The organism is Nonomuraea sp. NPDC049709 (assembly GCF_040674815.1).
Lineage (GTDB): Bacteria > Actinomycetota > Actinomycetes > Streptosporangiales > Streptosporangiaceae > Nonomuraea.
This window is the reverse complement of sequence record NZ_JBFANM010000006.1, coordinates 75706-95377: the sequence shown is the minus strand read 5'-3', so window position 1 is coordinate 95377 and position 19672 is coordinate 75706. Positions and strand designations below refer to the sequence as shown.

General features: G+C 71.8%; 16 protein-coding genes. 8 read left to right on the top strand and 8 right to left on the bottom strand.

Annotated elements, in window-relative coordinates; all coding sequences use genetic code 11:
• Window positions 1–64 precede the first annotated feature (64 nt).
• Window positions 65–3355, bottom strand: coding sequence for a BTAD domain-containing putative transcriptional regulator (locus tag AB0J69_RS07775; RefSeq protein WP_364114037.1), 3291 nt, complete (start codon window positions 3353–3355; stop codon window positions 65–67).
• On the opposite strand from AB0J69_RS07775, the gene AB0J69_RS07770 reads away from it, so the two are divergent.
• Window positions 3318–4553 (top strand): RNA polymerase sigma factor, encoded by a 1236-nt coding sequence (locus AB0J69_RS07770; protein ID WP_364114035.1) that lies wholly within the window; start codon window positions 3318–3320, stop codon window positions 4551–4553. The two genes, AB0J69_RS07775 and AB0J69_RS07770, sit on opposite strands and share 38 nt — an antisense overlap.
• Before the next feature lie 231 nt (window positions 4554–4784).
• Here AB0J69_RS07770 and AB0J69_RS07765 read toward each other — a convergent pair whose 3' ends face one another.
• Window positions 4785–5987: an MFS transporter gene (locus AB0J69_RS07765; protein WP_364114033.1), complete on the bottom strand. Its 1203-nt coding sequence runs from the start codon at window positions 5985–5987 to the stop codon at window positions 4785–4787.
• A gap of 110 nt (window positions 5988–6097) precedes the next feature.
• On the opposite strand from AB0J69_RS07765, the gene AB0J69_RS07760 reads away from it, so the two are divergent.
• Window positions 6098–7501 carry an AlkA N-terminal domain-containing protein gene (locus AB0J69_RS07760; RefSeq protein ID WP_364114031.1) on the top strand — a complete coding sequence of 468 codons (1404 nt, stop codon included), beginning with the start codon at window positions 6098–6100 and terminating at the stop codon, window positions 7499–7501.
• Here the strand turns inward: AB0J69_RS07760 and AB0J69_RS07755 are convergent.
• A complete protein-coding gene (locus AB0J69_RS07755; RefSeq protein ID WP_364114029.1) occupies window positions 7458–8234 on the bottom strand; it encodes an MFS transporter in 777 nt (258 codons plus the stop codon). The genes AB0J69_RS07760 and AB0J69_RS07755 overlap by 44 nt on opposite strands.
• 3 nt (window positions 8235–8237) lie before the next feature.
• Here AB0J69_RS07755 and AB0J69_RS07750 point away from each other — a divergent pair, with 3 nt between their 5' ends.
• Window positions 8238–8630: a MarR family transcriptional regulator gene (locus AB0J69_RS07750; protein WP_364114027.1), complete on the top strand. Its 393-nt coding sequence runs from the start codon at window positions 8238–8240 to the stop codon at window positions 8628–8630.
• Window positions 8631–8675: 45 nt separating this feature from the next.
• Here AB0J69_RS07750 and AB0J69_RS07745 read toward each other — a convergent pair whose 3' ends face one another.
• The 3 genes from AB0J69_RS07745 to AB0J69_RS07735 are packed head-to-tail and all read right to left on the bottom strand — an operon-like array spanning window position 8676 to window position 10668.
• On the bottom strand, window positions 8676–9254 hold the full coding sequence (locus tag AB0J69_RS07745; protein WP_364114025.1) for a TetR/AcrR family transcriptional regulator: 579 nt from the start codon (window positions 9252–9254) through the stop codon (window positions 8676–8678).
• The gene (locus tag AB0J69_RS07740; protein ID WP_364114023.1) at window positions 9251–10042 is read right to left on the bottom strand and encodes an SDR family NAD(P)-dependent oxidoreductase; all 792 of its coding nucleotides are present in this window, start codon (window positions 10040–10042) and stop codon (window positions 9251–9253) included. The genes AB0J69_RS07745 and AB0J69_RS07740 overlap by 4 nt, the downstream gene beginning before the upstream one ends.
• Window positions 10043–10074: 32 nt before the next feature.
• Window positions 10075–10668, bottom strand: coding sequence for a TetR/AcrR family transcriptional regulator (locus tag AB0J69_RS07735; protein ID WP_364114021.1), 594 nt, complete (start codon window positions 10666–10668; stop codon window positions 10075–10077).
• An 83-nt stretch (window positions 10669–10751) separates the two neighbouring features.
• On the opposite strand from AB0J69_RS07735, the gene AB0J69_RS07730 reads away from it, so the two are divergent.
• The 5 genes from AB0J69_RS07730 (at window position 10752) to AB0J69_RS07710 (ending at window position 17391) form a co-directional block, all read left to right on the top strand.
• Window positions 10752–11960 (top strand): cytochrome P450, encoded by a 1209-nt coding sequence (locus AB0J69_RS07730; protein ID WP_364114019.1) that lies wholly within the window; start codon window positions 10752–10754, stop codon window positions 11958–11960.
• Window positions 11961–12531: 571 nt separating this feature from the next.
• Entirely contained in the window at window positions 12532–15411 is a 2880-nt protein-coding gene (locus tag AB0J69_RS07725; RefSeq protein WP_364114017.1) for an alpha/beta fold hydrolase, read from the top strand.
• Window positions 15412–15482: 71 nt separating this feature from the next.
• Window positions 15483–15686: a hypothetical protein gene (locus tag AB0J69_RS07720; RefSeq protein ID WP_364114015.1), complete on the top strand. Its 204-nt coding sequence runs from the start codon at window positions 15483–15485 to the stop codon at window positions 15684–15686.
• A 41-nt stretch (window positions 15687–15727) separates the two neighbouring features.
• Window positions 15728–16531 carry a hypothetical protein gene (locus tag AB0J69_RS07715; protein WP_364114013.1) on the top strand — a complete coding sequence of 268 codons (804 nt, stop codon included), beginning with the start codon at window positions 15728–15730 and terminating at the stop codon, window positions 16529–16531.
• Window positions 16522–17391, top strand: coding sequence for a PhzF family phenazine biosynthesis isomerase (locus AB0J69_RS07710; RefSeq protein WP_364114011.1), 870 nt, complete (start codon window positions 16522–16524; stop codon window positions 17389–17391). Before AB0J69_RS07715 ends, AB0J69_RS07710 begins: the two co-directional genes overlap by 10 nt.
• A gap of 319 nt (window positions 17392–17710) precedes the next feature.
• Here the strand turns inward: AB0J69_RS07710 and AB0J69_RS07705 are convergent, their stop codons facing one another.
• On the bottom strand, window positions 17711–18175 hold the full coding sequence (locus AB0J69_RS07705) for a RidA family protein (protein ID WP_364114009.1): 465 nt from the start codon (window positions 18173–18175) through the stop codon (window positions 17711–17713).
• Window positions 18176–18193: 18 nt separating this feature from the next.
• Complete coding sequence (locus AB0J69_RS07700) at window positions 18194–19393, bottom strand: amidohydrolase (protein ID WP_364114007.1); 1200 nt, start codon at window positions 19391–19393, stop codon at window positions 18194–18196.
• Window positions 19394–19672: the final 279 nt, after the last annotated feature.

The following is a 19672-nucleotide window of genomic DNA, read 5'->3' as shown; positions in this document are numbered from 1 at the left end:
GAGATGAGGACGTTGCTGTTTCGCATGCCACGAAGCTTCGTGAGCAGCGCTGACGGCGGGGCGACTACCGGCTGACAACGGCCCGGAGGGCTGTCAGCGCCTCGTCCCGGCTCATGGCCGCGCCCCTGGCGTACGCCGCCGCGAACGCCTCGGGCCCGAGGATGCCGGTGGCGCCGGCGGCGGTCACGGCCACGTCGTGATCCCCGACCACGGCCATGCCCCGCACCGCCGCCCCGACACCGAGCAGCATCGCCGCCGTCTCAGCCGCCGCCTCCCGCCCCTTCCCCGCCGCCCCTCCGCTCCCCGGCCCGCTCCCCGGCCCGATCGGTGACGCGGACTCCGGTCCCGAGGCCGCAGCCTCGTGCGTCGCCTCGAAGAGGGCCTGGCCGGCCAGCCCTTCCGCGACCTCGGCGACGTCATTCGCCAGGGGCGAGCCCAGCGCGGCCGCCAGTGCCTCGGCGTGCATGCGCGCCGCCCGTTCGGCATCGCCCTGGGCGGCCGCCAGCCGTCCCAGCGCCGTGTACACGCGTGACCGCGTCCCTCCGGCGGTGAACGCGCCGGTCTCCGAGCCGGACCGCGCCACGTCGAGCCGCCGGGCGGCCTCGGGCAGGTCGCCCTGGAGCCGCGAGATGTCCCCCAGCTGCAGCTGCACCCATGCCATCAGCTCCGGCCGGCCCAGCCGCCGCTCCAGCTCGGCCGCCCGCTCGTTGTCGGCACGGGCGGCCTCGGCGTTCCCCGCCCGCCAGTGCGCGTTGCCCCTCCTGCTCAGCACGTCCGCCAGCTCGTCGAGCGCGCCGAGCTCCGTGAACAGCCCGAGCGCCCGGTCCCACAGCTCCATCGCCCGCGGCCAGTCACCGCGCCAGCTCGCGATCAGGGCCAGCCAGTCGTACGCCTGCCCCATGCCCCACCGCTCGCCCACCGCGCCGAAGTCCGCCAGCACCCGCTCCAGCTCGGATTCCGCCTCGGCGAGCAGACCGCCGTGCAGGGTCATCAGCGCGCTGCCGAGCCGATCGAGCGCCCGGCTCCACGGGTCGGCGCTGAGCATCCGCCGATCCTGCTCCGACATCATCCCGCCCTCGGGCGGCCCGGCGATCATGCCCCAGAGCGCCACGCCGAACCGGTAGCGCATCGGCCGGTCGAACGACCCGACGATCGCCCGTGCCCGCTCCCAGTGCGGTGACCCCGCCTCCGGTACGGCGTGCAGCACGGCCATCACGTATTCCTCGGCTCCGGCTTCCTGGGCTTCGTGAGCGAGGTGGTCGGGCGGCCCGGTGCCGACGGCGTCGAGCAGGCGTACGGCGTGCCGGGTGGCCTGACCGCGCCGCCCGGTCAGCCACCAGTACATGCCCAGCGCCGCCACCAGCCGCAACGCCGTGGGCCTGTCGTGCTCCACGCTCCAGCGCAGCGCAGCCTGCAGGTTGGCGTTGTCGGCCGACAACCGGGCCAGCCACTCCAGCTGCTCCTCCCGGTAGAGGTGGTCGTCGGCGCGGCCCGCGAACTCCAGGAACCAGGCGGCGTGCGCCTGCCGCAGCCTGGCCTCCTCGCCCGCCTCCGCCAGCCGCTCCAGGCAGAACAGCCGGATGGTGTCGAGCATCTGGTAGCGCTCGCCGTCGGTCTCCACCAGCGACTTGTCCACCAGCCCCGCCAGCGTCTCCGCCGGCTCCGCCACCCCCGCGTACCCGGCCGGTGCCTCCTCCGCGCCGGTCGGGTGGCAGACGCGTTCCACCGCCTCCAGGGTCGCGCCGCCGGCGAACACCGACAGGCGCCGGGCCAGTGCCTGCTCCTCGGCGTCCAGCAGGCTCCAGCTCCACTCCACCACCGCGTGCAGCGTCCGGTGGCGGGCGGCGGCGGTGCGGTCGCCGCGCGAGAGCAACCGGAACCTGCCGTGCTCGGCCAGCCGGTCGGCGATCTCCGCCACCCCGAACGTACGCACCCGGGCCGCCGCCAGCTCGATCGCCAGCGGCAGGCCGTCGAGCGCCACGCAGATCCGCAGCACCGCGTCCAGGTTGGCGGGATTGACGGTGAAGCCCTGCCGTACGGCCGCCGCCCGGTCGGCGAACAGCCTGACCGCCGGGTAGCCGAGCGGGTCGTCGGCCCCGGGCGGCGGGGTGGGCAGGGGTGCGAGCGGGACCAGGTGCTCGCCGGTGAGGCCCAGCGGCTCGCGGCTGGTGGCCAGGACGGTCAGGCCGGGGCATCGGGCCAGCAGGTGGCGGGTGAGCGTGGCGGCCTCGTCGATGACGTGCTCGCAGTTGTCCAGGACGAGGAGGAGGTCCTGCTCGGCCAGCGCGGCGACGAGCCGGCCGGCGGCCTCGTCGCCGTCGGCGGCGGGTGGCCTGAGCGCGGGCTCCCGCAGCCCCAGCGCCCCGAGCACGGCCCGAGCCACCTGCCCGGCACCCCCGTCCACAAGCGACAGATCCACGAACACCGCCACACCGGCTCCGCTCCGGCCCACCTGACCGGAGCGACCCGTCGCCCCCGCATCGGTTCGGTCCGGCGGGCGGGAGTCGTCCGGCACGTCGGCGGCGGTGCGGCCCGTGAGGCGGGGGCTGCCCGCCACCCCGGCACCGGCGGCTCGGCTCGTGAGGTGGGAGGTGCCCGCCGGGTCGGCACCGGTCCGGCCCGGCCCGCGTGAGTCGGTCGGCAAGCCGGGGTCGGTCGGCAAGCTGAGGTCGGTCGGCAAGCTGGGGTCGGTTGGTAGTTCGGGGTCGGTCGGCAGGTCGGGGTCGGTCGGTAGGCCGGGGTCGGTCTGCAGGCCGGTGGTGGGGCGGGCGGGTGGGCCGGGGCGGGTGATGGCTTCGATGGCGAGGCGGGTCTTGCCGGTGCCGCCCGGGCCGACGATCGTGACCAGGCGGGCGGTGGGGAGCAGAGCGCCCAGGCGGGCCAGCTCGTCCGCGCGTCCCACGAAGCTCGTGAGCTGCGCGGGCAGCCCCGTCACCACGGTGCGCTCCCGCTCGCCCCGCAGGATCTCCAGGTGCAGGGCCGCGAGCTCGGGTGAGGGGTCCGTGCCCAGCTCCTCGGCCAGCAGCCGCCGCCCCTCGTCGTACACCGCCAGCGCCTCCGCCGGCCGCCCCGCCGCGTGCAGGGCCCGCATCAGCAGCCCGCGCGGCCGCTCCCGCAGCGGGTGGGCGGCCAGGAGCTCGCGCAGCCCGGCCGCCGGGCTCGCCTCGGGCAGGGACAGTTCGGCCTCGAACAGGTCCTCGGTGGCCGCCAGCCGCAGCTCCTCCAGCCGCAGCGCCTGCGGCCCGGCGAACGGCGCGTCCGCCACGTCCGCCAGCGCCGGGCCGCGCCACAGCTCCAGCGCCGATTCCCACCGGGCGGTGGAGGCGGTGTGGCGGATCGAGTCCGCCAGGGTCATCGCCGGCCTGGCCCGCATGGTCCACGACATCGGCCTGGCGGAGGAACTCGCGCAGGACGCGCTCGTGGCCGCCCTCGACGAGTGGCCGCGCAACGGCATACCTGACAACCCGGGTGCCTGGCTCATGCTGACCGCCAAGCATCAGGCCATCGACCAGTTCCGCCGCCGCGACACCTACGAGCGCAAGCTGCAGGAAGTGGGACGGGACATGGAGCTCCGCCAGGAATCGGCCGAAGCCGAGCTCGACGACGCGCTCGACGACCACATCGGTGACGACCTGCTGCGGCTGATCTTCACCCTCTGCCATCCGGTGCTGCCGGCCGAGGGCCGGCTCGCCCTCGCCCTCCGCCTCCTGGGCGGCCTCACGACCGAGGAGATCGCGCGGGCGTTCCTCGTGCCCGAGCCGACCGTGGGACAGCGGATCTTCCGCGCCAAGCGTACGCTCGCCGACAAGAAGGTCCGGGTCGAGCTGCCGCCGCCCGGCGAGCTGCCCGACCGGCTGGCGTCCGTGCTGGAGATCATCTACCTGATCTTCAACGAGGGTTACGCGGCCACCGCGGGCGACGACTGGACCCGGCCGTCGCTGTGCCAGGAGGCCATGCGGCTGGGCCGCGTCCTAGCCGGGCTCATGCCGGACGAGGCCGAGGTGCACGGCCTGCTGGCGCTCATGGAGATCCAGGCGTCGCGCATCCCGGCCAGGACCGCGCCCGACGGCTCCCCCGTCCTGCTCCTCGACCAGGATCGCAGCCGCTGGGACCGGCTGCTCGTCCGCCGCGGGCTGGCCGCGCTGGGCCGTGCCGAGGCGCTGGGGAAGCTGGGCCCGTACAGCCTGCAGGCCGCCATCGCCGCCTGCCATGCCCGCGCCCTGACCCCCGAGGCGACCGACTGGGAGCGGATGGCCGCGCTCTACCGCGTGCTCGCCCACGTCACCCCCTCGCCGATCGTGGAGCTGAACCGCGCGGTCGCCGTCGGCATGGCCCACGGACCCGCCCGTGGCCTGGAGATCGCCGACGCCCTACGGGACGAGCGCGCGCTGCGCGGTTACGTCCAGCTCCCCGCCGTCCGCGGCGAGCTGCTGGCCAGGCTGGGGCGGGCCGAGGAGGCGGCGGCGGAGTTCGGCCGCGCCGCGGAGCTGACCCGCAACGAACGCGAGCGCGACCTGTTCCGCGCCCGCGCCACCGCTCTGAAAGATTCCTGATCCCCGAAAGGTTTCAGAGGCGACAATCCGAGGTCAGAACCTCCTGTCGGACACGCTGATGCAGCATGTTGCCGAAACGAGCGGGGCGGAGGACTTCGCCCCCGGGTCGCGCATCTGCGCCCAGGGCTGGGAGATCCGGGACGGCGTGCACAACAGGGGACGCACCTGCTTCACGCTGGGCGAACAGGACCGGCGCCGGGGCGGTGGCCGGCCAGGTGACGGCAGCCGCGATCAGTGCCGCAGCCTGAGCAGGGCCAGTGCGGGTGCCGCCGCGATGGCGGCCATCACGAGCGCGGCCTGGGCGAGCAGCCCGGCGGCCAGCAGCGGCGTGACGACGGCGGCGCCGATCGGGGGCGTCGCCTGCATGAGCGTCCTGAGTACGGCGAAGCCCCGGCCGCGCAGCCGCGCCGGGATGCGCGCCATGCGCAACGACTGCGCCCACACGGTCATCGGCGCGCTGAACAGGCCGATGACGAGGTAGCCCGCGGCCACCGTCATCGTGTGGGGTGCGGCCGTCAGCGCCAGGAAGCCGGTGGCGGCGACGAGCTGGACTGCGGCGACGGCTCTGATCGGCCGGGCGCGAGGAGCCCGGGCACCGGCGATCGCCGCACCGGCCAGCTCGCCCGCGGACAGGGCGGCCAGCAGCAGGCCGAGCGTCTCCGGCCCGCCGTCGAGCCGGGTCTTGGCCAGCCAGGGACCGGTGACGATCAGCATGCCCAGGGCGATGTTGAAGGCCATGAACGCGAGCGTGGTCGCGACCAGCACCCGGTCGCGGAACAACGTCAGAACGCCGCCACCCGACGGGACGACGGCCGCTCTCGCCTGCGGCCGGAGGGGCCGGCGGACGGCGAGCGCCGCCGCGGCGAACAGCGCGTACGAGACCGCGTCGAAGGCCAGCACGGCCTCACCGCCCAGTCCCGCGATCAACACCCCGCCGAGCCCCGGCCCGACGATGCCGGCGACGCCGAAGCTCAGGCTCTCCAGCGCGTTGCCCGCGTCCCGCTCCTCCTCGGGAAGGAGGTCGGAGATCGCCGCCGGGAACCCGGCGAGCGGCACCATCTTGAACAGCCCGTACACCGCCGCCACGACGAACGGCAGCGCCGCGGGCACCTCCCCCGCCAGGGACACGACCGGGATCGCCGCCATCGCCACACCACGGACCACGCTGTCGGCCGCCAGCACGTACCGCTTGTCGAACCGGTCCAGGATCGGCCCGCTCAGCAGGCCACCCGCGAACACCGGCAGCGTGTAGCAGACGGTCAGCAGCCCCAGCCGCTCGACGCCGCCCGGCTGGGCCAGCACCAGCCACGTCAGGGCGACGAAGGTCATCCCGTCCCCCACCAGCGACACGGACGAGCCCAGCCACAGCAGGCGGAAGTCACGCCGGGACCACACCCGGCGATAGGTGGCCGACCGGCCAAGGAGATGGTTCACGCGGCCAGCCTGGCCGCGGCCCGGCCTCCGGCGCTGGCGGGCATCGGCCGGGAACGTCGGCGTCCGATGCCCGCTGGTCCCGTTCGCCCAGGTAGGGCACCCTGAGAAGGGTGATTGACGAGGAGGTCGCGTTCGCGGCCATGGAGAGCCGCGACCCGCGCTTCGACGGGTGGTTCTACGTCGCCGTCACCACCACCGGCATCTACTGCCGCCCGAGCTGCCCGGCCGTCATGCCGAAGCCGGGCAACGTCCGGCTGTTCCCGACGGCGGCGGCGGCGCAGGTCAACGGGTTCCGCGCGTGCAAGCGATGCCGTCCCGACACCGCTCCGGGCTCGCCGGAGTGGAACACGCGCACGGACCTGGTGAGCCGGGCGATGCGCTTGATCGCCGACGGCGTCGTCGACCGTGAAGGCGTGGCCGGGCTGGCCGCGCGCCTCGGGTACAGCCCGCGCCAGGTGCACCGCCAGCTCGTCGCCGAGGTCGGCGCCGGGCCCCAGGCCCTGGCCAGGACGCAGCGGGCGCAGACCGCCCGGATGTTGCTGGAGGCCGGTGCGCTGCCGGTCAGCGACGTGGCGTTCGCGGCCGGGTTCGCCAGCATCAGGCAGTTCAACGACACCATCAGGCAGGTGTACGCGACCACGCCGAGCCGCCTGCGCGGGGCCACGAGCGGCGCCCGCGCGCCCGGAGCCCTCGCGCTGCGGCTCGCCTACCGGCCGCCCATGGACGTCGCCGCCGCGCTGGACCACCTCGGCGCGCGGGCGGTCCCCGGCATCGAGGCCCACGGTGACGGCGCCTACCGCAGGTCGCTGGCGTTGCCCCACGGCGCGGGGGTCGTCACGTTGCGGCCCGGGGCCGACCACGTGGCCTGCGAGCTGCGGCTGGAGGACCTCAGAGACCTGACCGCGGCCGTGCAGCGCTGCCGCCGGCTGCTCGACCTGGACGCCGACCAGCAGGCCATCGACGCCTTCCTGGGCGCGGACCCGCGGCTCGGTCCGCTGGTCGCGCGCCGCCCGGGCCTGCGGGTGCCCGGCTGCGCCGACCCCGCCGAGCTGGCGATCCGGGCCGTGCTCGGCCGCCGGCCGCGCGCCGCGGGGACGCGCGCCCGGCTCGCCACCCTGGTCAGCACGTACGGCAAGCCGCTCGCCAGGCCCTTCGGCGAGATCACGCACCTGTTCCCCGACGTGACCACGCTGGCCGAGGCCGATCCGGCCGGGCACACCCTCCTCGAACTGGCCCGAGCGCTCGCCGACGGAACCATCAGGCTGGACGACGACCCGCACCGGGTGCGCGACCGGCTGGGCGCCCTGCCGGGCATGAGCCGGTGGGCTCTGGCGTACATCCGCATGAGAGCCCTCGGCGACCCCGACGTCCTCCTGCCGGACCGCGCCGTACGCCAGGCCGTGCGGCGCCTGGGCGCCCTGCCCGACCGCTGGCGCCCCTGGCGCTCCTACGCCACGCGGCACCTGGAGCTCATGCGCCGGGCGCCGCCGGCCGGCGGGGCAGCAGGAAGCTGACCGCGACGGTGAGCGCCAGGAGGGCGAGGCTGACCCAGATCGTGACGCCGAAGGCCGCCCCGTAGCCGCGCGGCTCCAGCAAGGGGAAGAAGATCACGCCGATGACGGCGACACCGGCGGAGGCCGCGAGCTGGGCGACCGTGTTGAACAGGCCGGAGCCCGAGCCCGCCTGCCCGGCGGGGACGTCCTCCAGGGTCAGCTGGGCCAGCGGGGCGACGGTCAGGCCCATGCCGGCGCCGCCGACGAGCACGCCGGGCAGGAAGGCGAGCCAGCCCGTGTCCGGCGTCGCGGTGGCCGCCGTCATGGCCAGGAGGGCGAACCCGGCGGCCAGGACGGCGAGCCCGAGCTGCACGGTCACCCGGCCCAGCCTGGGCAGCAGCACCGCCGCACCCAGACCGGCGGCGACGGTGGTGGCGATCGGCCAGGGCAGGATCGTCACCCCCGCCTCCAGCGGCGCCATCCCCAGGCCGGACTGCAGCAGCTGCATGAACGTGAAGAAGAAGCCCATCACCGGTATGAAGAACAGGAACTGCACCAACAGCCCGCCGCCGACCGAGCGCACCCGGAAGAGGGACACCTCCACCAGCGGGGAACCGCCGCGGCCGGCCAGCCGCCGCTGGTGGCGGTGGAATCCGGCCAGTACGGCCACGCCCGCGACCAGGCAGGGGTACGTCCACACCGGCCAGGGAAGCTCCTCGCTGCCCGCGATGAGGGGGTAGAGGATCAGCAGCACGCGATGGGACGGCTGAACGACCTCGTCGCGCAGCGGGTCGGCGTCGGGCCCACGGACCTGCTGTGCCTGCACTCCCTCAACCGGGAGGGCCCCAGCACCGCAGGCGCGCTGAGCGCCCGGCTCGGCCGTACGACGGGTGCCATCACGCAGATGATCGACCGGCTACAGAAGGCGGGATATGTCCGGCGCACGCGGCATCCCGACGACCGCCGCAGCGTCGTGATCGAGGCCGTGCCCGAGGCGCTGGGCAAGGTGGCCGAGCTCTACGCCGGGCTGGACGAGCGCAGCCGCCGGCTGATGGGCGGGTACTCCGCGGAGCAGCTCGAGGTCGTCCACGACTTCCTCGTCGCCACCCACCGGAGCGCCGTCGAGGAGTCCGACCTGCTGGCCCGCTGAGCAGGCGCGGCGCTCAGCGGCCAGGAGAGCGACTGGGCCCGGGACTCATTCGCCCAGGGATCGCCAGATGCGGTCGGGCAGGATCCGCGCCGACTCCTCCAGGTCGATCTCCGGCGCCCCGGCCAGCCACCGCCTGGTCACCTCGGCGACCGGGCCGATCAGGAGCATCTCCACCTGCGCCACCGGCAGCCGCGCGACCGTGCCGGCGTCCATGTGGCCGCGGATCCAGCCGTTCAGCCGCTCCAGCCGGGGCGCCTTGGCCGCCGCGATGCGTTCCGCGTACGGCCCGAGGTCCAGCGCGTACGGCGCCGCGTGGATGAAGCGGGCCTTGTCCGGGTGGTCGGCGGTGAAGCCGAGGTAGGCCACCACCGCCCGCCGCACGCCGTCACGGGCGTCCGCGGCCTCCTCGACGGCGGCGCCCATCCGGTCGAGGAGCTCGTCCATGCAGCGGCCGTACAGCGCGGCGGCCAGCCCTTCGAGGCTGCCGAAGTGGTGGTACAGGCTGCCCATGCTCACGCCGCTGCGCGCGGTCATGGCCCTGAGGGTGAAGTCGCCGGGGTAGACCTCCAGGGCCGTGTCGAGGAGCTTGCGGATCGTCTCCTCGCTGCGCTTGTGCTGGGTCACCGCGCCGCCGTCAGCTCCGCGGCCTCGTCCCAGATGCGCCTGGCCAGGTCGCCGTCCAGCGCCGGCCCCCGCAACGGGACCTCCTCGGTCAGGTCGAAGTAGCGGCCGGTGCCCGTGGCGCCCACCAGCGCCACGACGGGCCCGGCGCCCTCCTCGGGCGTGGCCCACTTGCGTTTGACGGCCTTGAGCAGCCATCCGAGGGGCCCGCGCCGGTCGCCCAGCCCGGTGCGGACCACGCCCGGGTGCACGGCGTCGATCGTGATCCCGGCCTCCCGCCAGCGCTCGGCGAACAGCGGCACGGTCAGCAGGTTGCACAGCTTCGTGTCGGCGTACGTACGCATCGACGAGAAGTCCGCGCCCACGGCGGTCCGCCCCGCCTCAGCCCGGCCCCTGACGTAGAGCCCCGCGCTGACCTGCACCACCCGCCCGAGCCGGTCCTCCAGCAGGTGGTTGAGCAGGAACGGCGCCAGATGGTTGACCGCGAAGGACTGCTCCAGCCCGTCCTCGGTCAGGACGCGCCGGCTGGGCCAGACCCCGGCGTTGTGGACGAGCACGTCGATGCGCGGGCACCGGGCCCGGAGCGCGTCGGCCAGCCGCCTGACGGACGCGACCGTGGTGAGATCGCCGGCCACGGGCTCGACGTCCCCCCGGATCCCCGCGGCGGCCCGCTCCCCCTGCTCCGGGTCCCGCGCGACCAGCAGCACCTTGTGCCCGTCGCCGGCCAGCCGCGCGCACACCTCGTGCCCGATGCCGCGGTTCCCGCCGGTCACCACCATGATGGACGCCATGTAGAGCATTTTTCTAGAGAACTGCTCTGAATTCAATGGTCCTGGTAGAGGAGCGTGAGCAGGGGGCGGGTCAGGGCGGCCATCTCGGCCGGGGCGCGCGGGCAGTCGCGCTGGAGCCAGTCGACGGCCACGCCGAGGAGCGCGCCCGCGATGAAGGCGGCCGGCACGTCGTGCGGGGTGTCCGCGGCGCGGCCGGGCCAGCCGTCGGCGGGGCGGGAGCTGGCGTACGTGGCCGCCGTGGCGCGGCGGCGCACGTGGTCGATGAGGCGGGCGCTGCCCTGCGGCCCCAGCACGCTGCGGTAGAGGCCGGCGTGCTCGGCGAGGTGGGCGAAGAAGATCAGCAGGGTGTCGGACTTGGCCTGCGACGGGCCGGGCGACGCGAGGACGTGGCCCGGTATGGCGTCGATGAGCTCGTCGATCATCTCCGTGCAGGCGGCCTCGGCCAGCTCGTGCACGTCGCGGTAGTGGTCGTAGAAGGTGGAGCGGCCCACGCCGGCCCGCTCGGCGACGTCGGCCACGCTGACCTTCGACAGGCTCCGCTCCTGGACGAGCTCGATCAGCGTGCGCCGCAGGGCGGCCTGGGTGCGTCGTGTCCGGCGGTCACCCTCGGCTCCGCGCTCTCTCATGGCCACGCACCCATCCTCGGACACCAGTCTGTTAACGTACATATGTAGCTTATCTATGCGGTCCACACCGAATGGGGAGAGCTTTGACCACTGACCCCGCTGCGACGCTCCAGACCACCCGCGGCTGCCCGTTCGCCCCGCCCGAGCAGCACCTGCGGCTCCTGCGCGAGCAGCCGGTCGCCAAGGTCACGCTGCCGACCGGGAGCGACGCCTGGGTCGCGGCCCGCTACGAGGACATCCGGACGATCCTCAGCGATCCGCGGTTCAGCGCCGACCGCCGCCACCCCGCCATTCCCCGGCTGAGCGAGCAGGGCGGGCAGGGGATGGCCGGTTCACCGCTGCCCAAGATGCTGCTGGAGATGGACCCGCCCGAGCACGGTCCGGCCCGCCGCGCGGTCGTCGGCGAGTTCACCGTCCGGCGCATGGCGGCGCTGCGGCCGCGCATCCAGCAGATCGTGGACGAGCACATCGACGCCATGCTCGACGGGCCCCGCCCGGCCGACCTGGTGACCGCGCTGGCCCTGCCGGTGCCTTCCCTGGTGATCTGCGAGCTGCTCGGCGTGCCGTACGCCGACCACGACTTCTTCCAGACGCACTCGGCCCAGCTCCTCAACCGCCGCGCCACCGAGCAGGAGCGCCAGCACGCCGTCCTGGAGCTGGCCATCTACCTCGACAAGCTGATCAAGACCAAGGAGCAGGAGGCCCCCGACGACCTGCTCGGCCGCCAGATCGCCAAGCAGCGCGACAACGGCGGCGTGGACCACCCCGCGCTGCTCTCCCTGGCCTTCCTGCTGCTGATCGCCGGGCACGAGACCACCGCGAACATGATCTCGCTCGGCACGTACACGCTGCTGGAGCACCCCGAGGCGCTGGCCGCGCTGCGCGAGGACCCGGACCGGACGGCCGGCGCGGTGGAGGAGCTGCTGCGCTACTTCACCATCGCCGAGTTCGCCATGGCACGGGTGACCCTGGAGGACGTGGAGCTCGGCGGGACGGTGATCCCCGCCGGGTCCGGCGTGCTCATGCTGGCCAACGCCGGCAACCGCGACCCGGAGGTGTTCGAGGACCCCCAGCGGTTCGACATCGACCGCGGCGCCCGCAACCACCTGGCGTTCGGCTACGGCGCCCACCAGTGCCTGGGCCAGAGCCTGGCCCGGGTGGAGCTGGAGGTCGTCTTCGAGACCCTCTTCCGGCGCGTCCCCGGCCTGCGGCTGGCCGTCCCCGCCGACCAGCTCTCGTTCAAGGAGGAGTCGACGGTGTACGGCATGCACGAGCTGCCCGTCACCTGGTGACCCTGAAGCTCGGGGGGCGGGCCGAGGCGTAGGCGCTCGGCCCCACCGGACAAGTCGGACTCGACACGCTCCGGCCCGGCGGCGCCGTGCGCGTGCGCGAACCGGACCTCGGCCGTCGCCCGCCCCCGGGAAGCCCGCTCGGCGTGCGGCCCCGGACCCCGCCCGAAGAGGAGCTGTTCGTCGAGGACCCCGACGAGCCGGTCCGAGGCGCGTAGGTAGCCACTGTCGCGGGCAGGCTGCCGCGGGCCTTGCGGCACGGCTACGGGCGGCCTCGTCCGGCGCTCCGCCATCACGGCCGCGACGCCCTCCCGCTCTTCGAGATCGGCGATGCCGTCGGCCGCCTCGTCGCTGTCAAACGGGCCTTCGAAGGGAACCGGGCGGTCCACCGTCCGTCCTTTCCGGAGAGAAGTCAATACAGTGAGGAGCCGAGTATGGCGAGCACTATGTCACCTTCAGCATGAAATGCATTCGGAGCGAATAGCCACTAATCTGTGAATGCACCGCTCAAAGTTGGAGCACAAGGGTCACACGGTTCTCTGGCGTCCCATCAAAACCCATTCCATGACATGCCATGGAGGTCTCGATCGTGCTCGAGCGCATCCATGTGGTCTTCATCCACGGATTACTTTCGTCGGCGAGGGCATGGACACAGTTCGCGGACCTCGTCGCCCGGGATCCCGCGATTTCCGCCACCGTAGTGCTCCATCATTTCGCCTACGATTCGCCCTTTGTCCGATTCCGTCTGGACCGGCGCATTGCCGAGGTGGACGATCTCGCCGACAGGCTGGAAACCTACCTGCGACTGGAGCTCGGCGACGCCGAAAGAATCATGCTCGTCACGCACAGCCAGGGCGGGCTGGTGGTCCAGAGATTCCTCGCCCGCACCCTCGCCAAGGGACGCGGCCGTGATTTGGTCCGCATCAAACGCATCGTCATGTACGCCTGCCCGAACTCCGGCTCGGAGTTCCTGCTCTCCCTCAGGCGGCTCACGTTCTTCTGGCGCAATCCTCAGGAACGACAGCTCCGCCCCTTCACGCGTGCCGTGGTGGAGGCCCAGGAAGCCGTCCTGAGGGCGGTGGTCAACGCCCAGGGGTGCAGCGACACCGAATGCCGCATCCCCATAGCGGCCTATGGCGGCGTGTCCGACAAAATAGTTCCGCCGATTATTTCCAAGTGGGTGTTCCCGGAGACCGGCCTCGTCGACGGCGACCATTTCACCGTCATACGGCCGGCCGACCATGACTCCTCGTGTTACCGCGTGTTCAAGGCGGCCCTCATGTCCGCCGACGAGCCCCTTCCGGCGGCGGGGCCGGGCACGGTGAAGCAGCTCGGGCCGGTCTCCATCGCCCCGCCGTTCGGGCGGCGGGACGCTCCCCTGCAGGGCCGGACGAAGCTGATCTCCTCCATCAGGTCGGCCAAGGGCATGTCCAACGTGCACGTCCTGGCCGGGCTCGGCGGCCTGGGCAAGAGCCGGCTGGCGCTGGAGATCGCCTATTGGGCGCAGCAGAACGGGCGGCGGATCTGGTGGGTCTCGATGCCTCAGGTCAGCTCCAGCATGCGGGAGATCGCCAACCAGCTCGGGGCCCCGGCCAAGCAGGTGGAGAGCGCCTGGGTGGGGGTCGGCAGCGCTTCGGACCTGGTCTGGCGCTTCCTGAACGAGTGTCCGGACAGATGGCTGCTGATCTTCGACAACGCCGACCATCCGGAGCTGCTCGGCCCGCTCATCGGCCAGGTCCCCGACGGCACGGGCTGGCTCCGCCCGCCGATGACCGACAAGGGAACGGTGCTGGTCACCACGCGCGACAGGAGGGAGAGCACGTGGGGGCCGTGGAGCACGGTGCATCGCGTACCTCCCCTGGAGGCCGGCGACGGCGCCGCGATGCTGATGGACCGCGTGGGGGACATCGGGGAGAGCGTCGAGGAGGCCAGGCTGCTCTCCGAGCAGCTCGGCGGGCTCCCGCTGGCGCTGCGGGCCGCCGCCGACTACGTGAAGTCGGAGGCCAACACCAGGATCAGGTTCGGGGACGACAGCATCAGGAGCTTCCGCCAGTACCGGACGACGATCAAGCGCCGGTTCGAGTCGCCACCGGGCTCGAACGGGCATGAGCTGGACGAGTCGCTGGGGCCGGAGATCGTCCAGAACGTCATCAACCTCTCCCTGGAGCTGCTCCGCAGCCGGGGCCTGCCTCAGGCCGGGGCGCTGCTGAAGCTGTTCGCCTGCCTCAACACCGCCCCGATCCCGTACCGGATCCTGCTGGACACCACGGTGCTGGCCGACTCGCCGCTCTTCAGCGACATCACGGAGGCGGACTATCACACGGCGCTGCGCGGACTGGAGGACCTCGGCCTGGTGGAGCCGGAGTCGCTGGCCAGTGTCACCGATCCGGAGCTCCACCACGTCCTCACGCTGCATCCCGTGGTGCACGGGCTGCTCCGGGAGAGCGAGGAGGTGCGGCAGCGGCGTGCCGACTACTACGGGCTCGACGTGCGGCTGCTGCTCAACGTCACGCAGTCCCTCTCGCCCGACCTGCCGGAGAGCTGGGCGGTGTGGGGGCTGCTGGCGCCCCACGTCATCGAGGTCTCGCGCAGCGCCCTGCTCGGCTCGCCTCCGGTCAACGACGTCGGGGTGCTCGCGGCCACCTTGGAGCTGTCGCGGATCACCCTTCGCTACCTGATCGTCACGGGTCTCATCGGCCCCGCCCAGGACCTGGCCGATCTGATCGTCGGCAACTGCGCGTCCTTCGGCTTCGACCGCGACGACAGGGAGATCCTCGGGATCCGCCACGAGCAGGGCCGGATCGCCCTCGAACGCGGGAACCCGCAGGCGGCCGAGGAGGAGCTGCGGCAGGTGATCGAGGCGCGCGCCCGGATCCTCGGGGAGAACCACGCCGACACGCTGGCCAGCCGGCACAAGCTGGCCAAGGCCATCTCCGAGCAGGGCCGGTGGGACGAGGCCGAACCGCTGCTCCGGTCGATCGTGATCGCCGAGAACGAGGTCAGGGGCCCCGAGCACTCCGACACCATGGTCGTGCGGCACAGCCTGGCGCGGGCGATCCTGGCCCAGGGCCGGCAGGCCGAGGCGGAACGGATGCTGCGCGACATCCTCGAGGTGCGCGACCGCATCTGGTCACCCTTGACGCCCGAGACGCTCTACACCCGCCAGACCCTGGCCAGGGCACTCATGGAACAGGGCAAAGTTCGCGAAGCCGAGGACGAACTGCGCAATGCCTTAAATCAGGAAGTGCGCCGCAACTCCCCCCTGGTAATGTCGCTCCGCCATACGGCCAGCCTGGCCCTGATCATGAAAGGCGAGTTGCACCAGGCGATCAGCGAACTCACCCTGCTCCTGGAGGATCGCCGTAAGGTGCTCGGCCTTAACCACCCCGAAACTTTTCGGACCAGCCAGCTTCTCGAGAAGATTCAGGGCATCCTCGACCAGGTAAAGAAGTAAAAGATTTCACATGGACATGCCTCATGCGGCGTGATACAAAACCTCGTGTCGCGCGAAAGAGAAGATGTAGCATGAAGAGCCCGGTTCACGATGCAGCAGAGGGGGCTTCCATGGCCGGTCCAGGCGCCGATTCGAGCAGCAAGGAGTTACCGCGCGCCCAATTGGAGATCGCCAGACGGATCGCCCGGGAGACTCTACAAGACGATCACAAAGCGCTGGAGCGAAGCCCCTGGTCGGCTTTTTGGGACACCATCCTCCACCGCAACGCCAAGTGAAGTCAGGATCTTAGATCGCCTTATAGAAGATTGGTGGGCACATGTCCTCCAACGACTCTCATGACCCGTTCTTTCGCGTGGTGACCTCCCCGGCTTTCCACCGGGATCACATCGCGGATTTATTGGCCGGGCGGTGCACTGCGATCCGGGTGTCCGGATTCATGCCGGAAGCACAGTGCGAAGAGATACTGCAGGCGCTGTTACGGGCAGAGTTCGACAGCTACGGCACCGAACGCGTCTATCCGTCGGTGATGCGCTTCGGGGTGGGGGTCAGCGATCACCGGCATGAGGGGAAGGTCACCGGCAGCTACTGGCCGGCGATCGAGGCCAGCCGCAAGGCCTGGAGCGATCTCGCGTTACCGTTCGACCCGTGGGAGTTCTGCCGTACGGGGCTGGCCAGCCACTGGCCGGGCACCGTGGCGGTGGGCCGGCGCGAGGGCCGCGAGATGGAGCCCGGCGTCGCGCGCGAGGCCAACCAGGGCTTCCAGGTCCACTTCGACGACGTGACCCGCGAGTTCTCCGAGCGGCTGCTGGACGCCAATCTGGTGGCGCAGCTCGCCTTCAACCTGTATCTGAGCGTGCCGGAGGAGGGCGGGGAAACGATCATCTGGCGGCATCGCTGGCAACCCGCCGACGAGGCGCACCGGCTGCCCCGGTCGTACGGCTACGCCCAGACCGTCGTCGGGGACGCCGAGCAGCTGGAGATCAAATCAGTGAAGGGCGAGGCGCTGCTGTTCGACCCACGTCTTTTCCACGCGGTTCGCCCGAGCCAGGGTGAACGGCGCATAGCGCTCGGCTTCGCCGTTGGATTGACCGACACGGGCGACCTGCTCACGTGGGGCTAGTCGCATACAACACGAGGGTTTTTGTGGAAGTCCTGAAATATGTCGCGTTCAGTACCACCCCTGCTGGTGGTAATCCCGCGGGAGTGATGCTCGACGCCACGGGCGTCGACGACGCGACGATGGCCAAGATCGCCGAACACGTGGGGTTCTCGGAGACGGCCTTCGTGGTGCCGAGGCCGGACGGCGGTCTCGACGTCCGCTATTTCAGCCCGCTCATCGAGGTGCCGTTCTGCGGCCACGCGACGATCGCCGCGGCCGTGGCCCACGCCTCGCGGCGGGGTCCCGGAGAGCTGCTGATGCACACCAAGGCCGGGCCGATCAGGGTCGACACGGCGGTGAACGCCGAGGGGCTCATGTGCGCCACCCTCGTCAGCGTGCCGCCGAAGACGGCCCCGATCCCATCGTCCGAGCTGTCCGGCCTGCTCGCGGCCCTGAAGTGGTCCCCGGCGGAGCTGGATCCGGCGCTGCCGCCCCGAGCCGCGTACGCGGGCGTATGGCACCCGGTCATCGCGGCCCGCACCCGGAGCAGGCTGGCCGAGCTGGACTACGAGATGCCGGTGCTGGCAGAGGTGATGCGGCGCAACGACTGGGCCACCGTCGACCTCGTCTGGCGGGAGTCACCGGAGGTCTTTCACGCGCGCAATCCGTTCCCGCCCGGCGGTGTCGTCGAGGACCCCGCGACGGGGGCCGCCGCCGCGGCACTCGGCGGATACCTGCGTGAGCTCGGGCTCGTCGAGGTTCCCGGCACGGTCACCGTGCACCAGGGCCACGACATGGGCCGGCCGAGCACGATCACCGTGTCGATCCCGGAGTCGCCGGACAGCGGCATCAGCGTCACGGGCACCGCGGTGCCGCTCTAGCCTCGGGATCACCACTCCAGCCTTGGGATCATCGCGGCGCCGCTCCGGCTTCGCGGCGCCGCTCCGGCTTCGGGGTCACGGCGTGGCTCCAGCCTCGGGAATCATGGGGGCGCCGCTCTGGCCTCGGGGGTCGCGACGCGCTCCGGTTTCGGGCGCCGACGGTGACCGCTGCCGCCTCAGGACCCGCCGCCGCAGGGCCCGCTGGGGCCTCAGCGCCCGCGCCGCCTCAGGACCCGCTGGGGCCTCAGCGGGCGTTGCCGCCTCAAGTCGCTGGGGCGGGCCTCAGGGGCGGCTGGGGGATCCAGGAGCGGCTGAGGGCTCAGGGGCGGCACTCGACGGTGATCTCGATCTCCACCGGGGCGCCCAGCGGCAGGTCGGCGACGCCGACGGTGCTGCGGGCGTGCCGTCCAGCCTCGCCGAAGACCGCGGTGAGCAGGTTGCTGGCGCCGTCGACCACGGCGGCCTGCCCCCGGAACCCCTCGGCGGAGGCGACATAGCCGACGACCTTCACCACCTGGACCACGTTCTCCAGTCCCACCAGGTCGTCCACGGCCGACAGGGCGGCGAGGGCGCACTGCCGGCTCAGCCGGGCGCCCGCCTCCGGCGTGACGTCCTCACCGACCCGCCCCCTCGCGCTCAGCTCGCCGTCGGCCATCGGCACCTGGCCGGCGACAAAGACGAGGTTCCCGCTGCGTACCGCCGGCGTGTAGGAACCCTTCGGCGGGCTCGTGGCCGGGAGCCGGAGGCCGAGCTCCTCGAGACGGGTACGTGGATCGGCAGGCATGGGCCGGCCCTCCTTCGTTCAGCCGGTAAGGGACAGCTGGCTCAGCGCCATGAGAGCGGTGACGGCGAGCAGCCGCACTCCCACGGAGATACTTCTTTCGTCCACGTCGAAAATGCCTTGGTGGAGGTCATAATCGCTCTGCCCCGGCGCGCGGACGCCCAGGCGGGCATATGCGCCGGGCACTTCCTGCAGGTAGACCCCGAAATCGTCGCCGCCCAGGCTCTGCGGCGCGGTGAATATCTTGTTCTCGCCGAGGACGAGCTGCGCCGCGTCCCGGAAATTGCCGACGCTGTTGCTCTCGTTGACGGTGGGGGGAATGCCGTGAATGTATTCCAGTGATGCCTCGATGTCATAGGCGGACGCGACCGAGCGCACCAGCTCCTCGATTATCCCGGGTGCCTGGCGCCGCGCCGCCTCGTCGAAACATCGCACGGTCCCTTCGGCAATGCCGCTGTCGGGCAGCAGTCCCTCCGTGGGGAGCGCTTTCAACGTGCCCCATACGAGGCTCAGGCTGGAGCGCGGGTCGATACGCCGGGACAGGGCCGCCGGTAACTCGGTGATGATCTTCGCAAGGGCGAAGATGAGATCCGGATGCCGCCCCGAAGCGGACATCCCCCCGATATGGACGCGCACTCTGTCGTACGCGCCGGTTATCGCGCCTTCGCGCAGCCCGACCTGTCCGACCTCGTATTTCGGCTCGCAATGCAGCCCGAAGATCCGCTGCACACCCGCGAGGCCGCCGGAGGCCACGACGTCCAGCGCTCCGCCGAGCGTTTCCTCCGCCGGCTGGAACACCAGGCGCACGGTGCCCGGCAGGAGTCCCTCATCAGCCAGGCCGCTCAGGAACAGGCCCGCGCCGAGCACCGCCGTCGTGTGGACGTCATGGCCGCAGGCATGACAAACGCCTAGGTTCGTCGACCGATAGGGAACGGACTTTTCATCCGTCAAACGCAGCGCATCGATATCCGCCCGCAACGCGACGATCGGTCCTTTTCCCGAGCCGATATCGCATATCGCACCGGTGCCTTTGGGAAGGCGGACGGCCGCCAAGCCCACCGCCTCGAGCTGGTGCAGGATTCGTTCCGTCGTACGAAACTCCTGAAAGCTCGCCTCGGGGTGCATGTGAAGATCGCGGCGAAAGGCCACCAGGCCCGGTTGGCGCCGCGCCAGGAACCCGTCCAGACGTTCCAGCCAATCCGGGTCCTGCGTTCTTCCCATGTCAGTACCTCCGACGATACGGCAAAGATCCCTTTTCGGGAGATCAGCTGACGACACGACCGTGCACTGGAGAGGGGTCAGGCGGGGAGTCGAGCATGTAGCATAGCCAGAGTATCTGGCGGACGCCCTGAGATCTCTACTATCCTCCCCAGAGGATCTTGGGATGTGGCATCGTTTGTGACGCGAAATGCTGCGGGGCTCCCGGGAGCGTAATAAAGCTCATATTTGCTTGAGCGCCACGAGAGCCGCGAAAGGCAGCGGGGGCATGGCCTTGTATTT

Excerpts from the sequence above, each read along its gene's own strand:
- AB0J69_RS07775 (WP_364114037.1), bottom strand. The coding sequence starts at position 3,355 with ATGACCCTGGCGGACTCGATCCGCCACACCGCCTCCACCGCCCGGTGG.
- AB0J69_RS07750 (WP_364114027.1), top strand. The coding sequence starts at position 8,238 with ATGGGACGGCTGAACGACCTCGTCGCGCAGCGGGTCGGCGTCGGGCCC.
- AB0J69_RS07740 (WP_364114023.1), bottom strand. The coding sequence starts at position 10,042 with ATGGCGTCCATCATGGTGGTGACCGGCGGGAACCGCGGCATCGGGCAC.
- AB0J69_RS07735 (WP_364114021.1), bottom strand. The coding sequence starts at position 10,668 with ATGAGAGAGCGCGGAGCCGAGGGTGACCGCCGGACACGACGCACCCAG.
- AB0J69_RS07725 (WP_364114017.1), top strand. The coding sequence starts at position 12,532 with ATGGAGGTCTCGATCGTGCTCGAGCGCATCCATGTGGTCTTCATCCAC.
- AB0J69_RS07720 (WP_364114015.1), top strand. The coding sequence starts at position 15,483 with ATGAAGAGCCCGGTTCACGATGCAGCAGAGGGGGCTTCCATGGCCGGT.
- AB0J69_RS07715 (WP_364114013.1), top strand. The coding sequence starts at position 15,728 with ATGTCCTCCAACGACTCTCATGACCCGTTCTTTCGCGTGGTGACCTCC.
- AB0J69_RS07705 (WP_364114009.1), bottom strand. The coding sequence starts at position 18,175 with ATGCCTGCCGATCCACGTACCCGTCTCGAGGAGCTCGGCCTCCGGCTC.
- AB0J69_RS07700 (WP_364114007.1), bottom strand. The coding sequence starts at position 19,393 with ATGGGAAGAACGCAGGACCCGGATTGGCTGGAACGTCTGGACGGGTTC.